Annotated in this window: 2 protein-coding genes; both read right to left on the reverse strand. The window is 57.8% G+C overall.

Annotation, left to right across the window (positions count from 1 at the left end; translation table 11 throughout):
- Positions 1 to 96: 96 nt before the first annotated feature.
- Positions 97 to 6,387 (reverse strand): discoidin domain-containing protein, encoded by a 6,291-nt coding sequence (locus tag B5F54_RS16760; RefSeq protein ID WP_087235296.1) that lies wholly within the window; start codon positions 6,385 to 6,387, stop codon positions 97 to 99.
- A gap of 676 nt (positions 6,388 to 7,063) precedes the next feature.
- Positions 7,064 to 7,731, reverse strand: a 668-nt coding sequence (locus B5F54_RS17820) for a SpaA isopeptide-forming pilin-related protein (protein WP_275532242.1), incomplete at its 5' end; no start/stop codon positions are given.

Below are 7,731 nucleotides of genomic sequence, written 5' to 3' on the forward strand. Positions count from 1 at the left end.
AACACAGAAGGACCCAATCCTGAGGATTCTCAGGATTGGGTCCTTGCTGTTTATTAGGGAAAAGCCTTCCCTCTTATTTCGATGTCTCGTCCACGATTACGCAATCGTAACTGTGCAATGCTTGACCGCGTTCTGGCCCGGCAGGGTGGTGTAAACGCCCGTGCTCTGGCCCGGCGTGCCGATGGCATAGACTCTGTAATAGTAGTCGTTGCCGATCTTCGCCACGAACTGCGTCTTGAGCACATCGCCGTTGCCGGCCGTGAAGCTCGGCGTCATGGCGTTGCCGTTGACCACGGTCATCTTGAAGCAGTATGCGCTGCCTCTCTTCAAGGTGAAGTTCACCGTCGTGTCGGAAACCACATACGCCTGCTGGCTGGTCACGCCCTGGGCTGCGGATACCACGCCCGCTGCGCCGTATGCGTTGCCAACATTGGCAGACGTGCTGCCCTTGCTGCTGTTGCCCGTGCTCGGCTTCTCCGCCTTGACCAGGCTGTTCGCGGCCTCTTCCAGGTTGGTATATGCCTTTGCAATCGCCTGGCCGTCTGCGGTCTCGTCCGCGGCAACCGTCTTCGCAACGCTCAAAGCCGCCTTAAAGGCCGCCACGCTGCGGTCGGTGTAGCCGTCCAGAGCCTTCCGCTCCATCTCGGCGATCAGCTTGTTCAGCTCATCTCTGCTCGGGATCTTGCGCAGGGCTGCCATCGCTCTCGTCAGGGCCTCGGCCTTTGCATCCACGTCGGCCTGGTCTGCATTCGCATTCGCGAGCAGTTCTTCCGCCTCTGCCAGCACGCTCTTGAAGGTATCGAATGCTTCATCCTGGATGTAGTCGTCCGGGTCGAAGGTGTTCGCTTCGTCCACCAAGCTTTGCAGCGCGCTCATATCCGCACGGAAGTCCAACTTTTCAATCGCTGCCTGCAAGTTGTCATATGCCTCGTCCACGTCCGCCTTCAGCGGGTTCTCCTCGGCATAGACGTCCTTCGCCGCGTTGAGCGCTTCCTCGAAGCCCTCGGTCGTGCCCGGCTTGAACTCGTCCAGGCGCTCCGCCAGCTGTTCCGCGATGTTGATCAGCGGCAGCAGGATCTCCTTGTCGCCCGCTTCGAATTCCAAGAGGTGCATCGCATCCAGCAGGTCGCTCCACGCCTCGTTGACCTCTTCCTGGGTGGCATTCGCGTTGTCATAAACGGTCTGTGCATTTGTCAGGGCGTTCTCGAAGAACTCCTTCGCCTCCGGCACCAGGCCGTCGATGACGTCCTGCGGCACGGCGTTGGCCTGCTCCAGGACAGCTCCCAGGATGCTCTTATCCACGCTTGTGAACGTGAAGCGCAGGGTCGTGCCCTCGTTCGGCATCGTGAAGGTGTACGTGCAGCCGTCCGCTGCAAACTCGATGTCCTCGCCGTTGAGCTGCGCTCCGGAGAACGCGCCGTCCGTCGGGGTGAAGGTGAAGGTCAGCTCTTCGCCCGGCTGCACCTTCGCGCCATAGATCGCATCTGTGGAGATGATCTCCTCCGTTTCGCCCTCGACGCTCATGGATGCGTTGCCGCTCCACTGCACCGTCAGAAGCTGCGGCTCGGCCGGTGTCCGGTCTTTCGCAAAGTCCGCCGTCAGGATGACGTTGTTGGCGGGCATGGTGAAGTTCAGTTCCGGGGAAACGCGCTGCTCGGAGGTCAGCGTCAGGCCGACGGTGCTCCAACCGGTAAAGTGGTAGCCCTGCGGGGCGTCGTTGGCAATGACCGTCACGCCGTCGCCTTCCTTGAGGCCCGTGCTTTCGCCGGACACGGTAGCGTTGCGGGTCAGCACCACATAGGTGTCGTCTTCCTCTACCGGCGGCTCATAGCTGGTGTCGTATACTTCCAGCTCATAGATGCTGGCGCCCCATTCGTCCCAAAGTTCGGTGGCCTGCATCTTCACATAACGGCCGGAAACATCGGTCAGGTCAAATTCCTGCGAATCGTTGCCTGCCCCGCTGGCAGCCGTTGTCGTGTACTCGGCGATCTTCGTGAATTCAACGCCGTCGTCGGATACTTGAATCTCATAGGATTGGGGTGCATGCTCCCAAGAGATGCGCAGGTAGCCCAGATCCTGCACTTCGCCCAGGTCGACCTGGAACCACGGCTGGGACGCTGGGTCAACCGAACCGGTCGCCCAACGGGTTGACATCAGGCCATCCACTGCGCCTGCAGGGCTGTTTGCGTCGCTTTCGGTATTCGAAGCCTCGGCGGGCATTCCTACCGCCAAGTGGTCGATGGGATCCTCCTCGCGCAGGCTGTCGGTCTTGAGCGCCAAGTTCAGCAGGCGGGTTGCCGCCGCTTCCAAAGTCGCGCGGTCCAACGTGCCCGCATTGACTGCATTGACCAATGCGCTGGAGTCGCCGCTCGGCATTTTGACGTCGCCGCCGGCCTGTACTTCTTTGACGATATTGGAGTCGTTGCCCCAGTCCGTCATAAATACGCCGTCATAGCCCCATTCGCCGCGTGCAATATCGTTCATCATGGGTTCCAGTTCCGCGGCCTTGGTGCCGTTGACGAAGTTGTAAGAGGTCATGATGGACCACGGGTCTGCCTCTTTGATGACCATCTCAAAGGCTTTGAGATAGATCTCGCGCATTGCGCGGGCGGAAATCACGCTGTTGGAGGCCAGGCGGCTGTACTCGGTGGAGTTCACCGCAAAGTGTTTCACAGCCGTCGCTACGCCCACCGACTGGATACCGCGGGTCACCGCAGCGCCCAATTTGCCGGTGAGGTAGGGGTCTTCGGAATAATACTCAAAGTTACGCCCGCCCAACGGGTTGCGCTGGATGTTGATGCTGGGGCCCAGGATGCAATTCACATCATAAGCTTTGATATCCTTGCCGAAGGCCAGGCCGTAATCTTCGCACAGCTCTTCGTTCCAAGAGCTCGCCATGATGTTCGTGGAGGGCCAAGCGATCGGTGTAGTGATGTCGTTCAAACGGACGCCCGTCGGGCCGTCCGCGGTCTGCACGCCGGGGATGCCCAGGGAGGGGATGTTGCCAATCGAACCGGTATTGGTGTTGGGGGCTACATTCCCTTGCCCGCTTCCCAGGGTGGCCAATTCATTGATCGTAAGCTGGGAAACAAACTCGTCCATCAGTTCCGGGTTCTCGGCCACGTCTTCAAAGGTGACCGGGACTTTTGCGGCGGCTTCGAGGACATTGTTGGCAGCTGCAAACGCCTTAGCCGCGCGGACTTCTACCTTTTCAAAGGTGATGTAATCGATATTCGGGAAGGCTGCGATCTGGGATTCGATGGTGAGCGTCGCTTCGCCGCTGGGCAGGATCACCGTCAAGGGTTCCAGATCCACAAAGTTGTAATAGGTGTTTCCAGAGATGGCCGTGTTCTTGAAGGAGATCCCCTCGTCGAAGGCCTGGGTGATATTGTTGATCAGGAAGGTGGCCGTGGTGTTCAGCGGGGTCTCGCCGACCGCCGCGTAATGGACGACCATGCGGTAGGTTCCGGTCTCTTCCACATTCAGCTTATAGTTTGCACGGGAACCGGCGCGCATGTTGGACAGGCATCTGCCGGGCTGGCCCTGGCCGTCGTCCTGGAAGTCCTCATAGCGCACGCCGGAGGAAGCGTCCACATAGTCTTCGCCTTCCACCTTGCCGATGCCGCTGGCGGGGATGTTGTGGATAACGTCCGCGCTGTTGTCGCGCTCCAGGGTAAAGCTGTCCCACTGGATGTCCGCATCGGATTTGCTGGTCAAATCAAAGGAGATATCACCGGTGGGGATGCCAACCTGGAATGCAACGGTCTCCAGGCCGCTGCCGCTTTCCAAAACTACGGAGTCGTCAATGCCCACCTGGCCGACGCCTACAAATACATCCAGCACGTCGTTGAGCTTGACCGCTTCGCCGTTGTTGGTGTAGGCGAACTTGAGCAGGTACTTGCCGCCCTTGGTCACCTGCAGCTGGTAGGACACGGTCTCGTTTGCGGGGATGGACAGCATGCCGTCCGTCTCCGTGACGCCCGCGCCGGCGGACTTATAGTTTTCCATTTCCGCCTGGTTTGCAACGTCGTCTTTGATATTGATCTGGCCAGGGATATCGATGACTTCGAGCTCCTCATAGGTGCCGTCCGCCAAAAGGCGCTCGTTCAGCATGGTATCCAGCTGGGTCAGGTCTTCGTCGATGACGCGCATCTCCGGCTGGTTGTAGGTATAGACCTGGCGGGTGCCGGCGTCCTGGATGGAGTTGCCGACATAGATATTGTAGTCGCCGGCCTCCAACAGCCACGCGTTCTTATGGCCCGTCACGCCCGTGTCGTCGAAGCTCGCCATATCGGAGATCGGGAAGGTCATGGTCAACGTCTGGCTCTCGCCGGGCTCCAACAGGCCGGTCTTATCGAACGCGGCCAGGACCTTGCCGGGCTTGCCCAAAACGGCCTCGCCCGTGCCCATCTGGGGCGCGCTGTAATAGACCTGCAGGACCTCCTTGCCGGAGTAGAAGTCGCCCACGTTGGTGACCGTGGCGGTTACCTCGATGTGGGTGCCCACCTGCTGGGCGGATACATCCGAAATTTCAAAATCCGTATAGGACAGGCCGTAACCGAAGGGATAGCGGACCGTCTCATACTCGGGATCAAAGGTCTCAAAGTAGCGGTAACCGGTGAAGATATCTTCGGTATATTTCTGCGTGGTGCTGCCGCTGAATTCGTCGGCGGGATATGCGTCAAAGCTCTTGGCCACGGTCTCGGTCAGTTTGCCGGAGGGGGTGACCCTGCCGGAGAGGATATCGCCGACGTAATTGCCGCCTTCCTGTCCGCCGTAACCCATGAAGACCAGGGCGTCAATGCCCATATCCTCCACAAACTCCATATCGGCCACAACGCCGTTGTTATACACCACGGTGACCTGATCGAAGTATTTGGTGACCAGCTCAAGCATCTTCGTCTCGTCGTCCGTCAGGAGCCAGCCGCCCTTGTTGTTCTGCATGTCGTTGTTTTCGCCCACGATGCGCCCAATGACCACAACGGCCTTGTTGTTGCGCTCGCTGGCTTCCTTGACCATCTCTTCGTCCAGAGGCATCTCGGGGAAGAAACGGTCGCTGGTATAGATGATCTCTTCTTTCTTATTTGCCGGGTCGTTACACCAAGTCTCATAGACCTCTGCCAGGGTCTCGTCCACATTGACGCCCACGTTGCGCAGGCCGTCCAGCACATTGACCTCATAGGCGGGGTTCATGTAGGCTGCGCCCAGGCCGCCGCGGATGGTATCAATCTGCATACGGCCAAATACGGCCACCTGGTCGTTCTCCGTCAGGGGAAGGGTTTCGTTCTCATTTTTCAGGAGGATGACGCCCTCGTCGCCGATCTGCCGGGCAAACTCGATGCGCTCTTCCATCAGGTCAAAGCGTCCGCTCTCGTCCCGCTCCGTCGGGAAGCTCACGGTGAAGGGGTCCAGCGTCCAGCTCTCTTCGCCGTTGGTCAGGGTCAGGACATAGCGGTCCTCCACCCACGATACATTGGCAACCGTATCGCCAAGGGTGATCTTTTCCTGGGCAACCTCTGTGGCTGCCGCTGCGACGGCGTCCTCATCGGCATAGTCCGCAGAGGGCGCCAGCACCCTTCCGCCGACCTGCTTCTTGGCCAGGCGCAGGTACTCGCTTTCATCCGCAGGGTTGACCGTCACGACACAGGTCACTTGGAGGTTTGTGCCGCTGACCGAACCCAGGACCTCAAAAGTCCCCACCTGGTTGTAATTGGAAGCCGGGATGGGGTTCCACGTCACTTTGACGTCGGACTGCTTGCCGTCTGCATAGGTCGCGGTCACCTTTTCGGGCAGCACGGGGGCGGTCCCGATGACGGTTTCCGCCGTCGTGTCTTCGAGCGCGGTGATAATGTTGCCCGCGTCCCGGACCTCCATCTCATAAATGGAGCACGGGTAGCCGGTGGCGCCCTTGTCGATCGTCAATTTCAGATACCGGCAGGTCTGCGCGATGGTGATCGGGGTCTCATCCGGTTTGGAACTGGGGGTGTCGTGGAATACGGTGGTGTACTCCGCGTCGTCGTCCGAAATCTGGATGGAATAGTCGCTGGCATACGCGGCTTCCCAAGTGATAATCAGGGAGCCGATCTCCTGGGGCTCTCCAAAATCAAATTTGATCCACTGGCTTCCGGTGGACGTCGCCGCCCAGCGGGTGGACTTGTCTCCATCGACCAGATATGCGATTGGGCCCGTCGGTTCCCCATTTGCCATGTGGTCCGAATCTTCCGAACTGCAAGTGATCGTTGCATCCGCCAACACATTCCCGGCGGTGCTCACTTCAACAGCGCGGCTGCCAGAGGCAGTTTGCTCGGCCGCACCTGCGGGGACGGCGCTAAATGACACGATCGTTGCCGCGAGAAGCAACGCAATCATTTGTCTGACTCGTTTCATTTTCTCTTTTCTCCTCCTAAAAACTTCCTACCTGTAAAGCCCGCTGAACCGGCAAATCTGGCTTATCCTATAGGCGGCGGGGAAAGCGGCCTATAGCACAACCAAACCATGGCGGTCGAGCTTCCCTTTACAGTACACAACTTGGCGGGGACCTCCCGCCTGCTCAATTCTGCCGCTCAATGCCAATCCGGAGACGGTCCCACCTCCTTTTGTTAACTGAAACCTCCATATCAGTTAACATATTTATTGAATGTAACTATCGGTAAAATTAAAGCAGATTCTATCATTAATATCAATAGAAATGGGGCATATAATGAAAAATTTTTTACAATATTGTATAAATAGCTCTTAGATATCCCAAACCCTTTAAATACTATGCCGCTAAATATGTTTTCCGTAAAAATTTAGCGGCCTATTGTTTTTATCTGCAAACACTTTTTGCTAGTAGTTAAAAAAGGCCGATTCCAAACAGAGGGCCCCGCTTCGGATTTCCCAAAGCGGGGCCCTCTGTTGATGGAGGAAAAAGATCTGGTTTTATATGGACGGTCCAGCCGGCGGCTGGCTTTGCCCCGCCCTATGTCTCCCAGGGGCGCCTGGCGCCCCGTTTCCTACCGTTCAAAACGGCTGGAAGGGTTTCCCGTTTCCCACCGTTTGAGGGACTGCCCCCAGGGGCCTATCAGCGCTCCTCTTTTTTGCGGGAACTGTGCGGGATAACCATCACTGCGCCTGCCATGGCCAAAAGCGCCATACCGCTGGCTGTAAACAGCATGGTGCCCATGCCGCCGGTGTGCGGGATCTTGCTGTTCGCAAACTTGACGTTGACAACATTGGGTTCGATACCCGCTTCAATGGTCAACATCAAAGGCGTATCGCTCTTTACATAGTTGTCCGGAGCCTTTGTCTCTACCAGTGCATATTTCCCGGCGTCCAAACCGTCGATGACCACATGGCCGTCCTCTCCCGAAACGATTCCTTCCAGGACCGGCGTTGCCCCTTCGATCAAATTGCCGTCCTGATCAATCGCCGTTTCATCGTAAAGGGCAAACTCTGCCCCTGCCAGGCCCTTTTCGTCTGCCTGGTCATACTTGAAGACGTCGATCTTAAAGGTTTCTACTTTGACTTTATCCTGTTCGGTTTCGCTATTCGGATAGGAAACCCACGCGGTGTTATAGTAATCGCCCGCCGTGGTGCCTTCCTTCAAGGTTGCGGTGTAGGTTACCGTAACAGGGGTGACACCCAAATCATCCTCGCTGATAAGGCCCGCCTCATACAGGGCCGCCAGATCCACTGTGACCTCGAAATCACAGCCGTCTGTCAAACCGGCCGTAACCAACGTGTACTGAC

Origin of the sequence: Anaeromassilibacillus sp. An250 (assembly GCF_002159845.1) — a bacterium.
Lineage (GTDB): Bacteria > Bacillota > Clostridia > Oscillospirales > Acutalibacteraceae > Anaeromassilibacillus > Anaeromassilibacillus stercoravium.

Coding starts and splice junctions, on each gene's coding strand:
- B5F54_RS16760 (WP_087235296.1), bottom strand. CDS start 6,387: ATGAAACGAGTCAGACAAATGATTGCGTTGCTTCTCGCGGCAACGATC.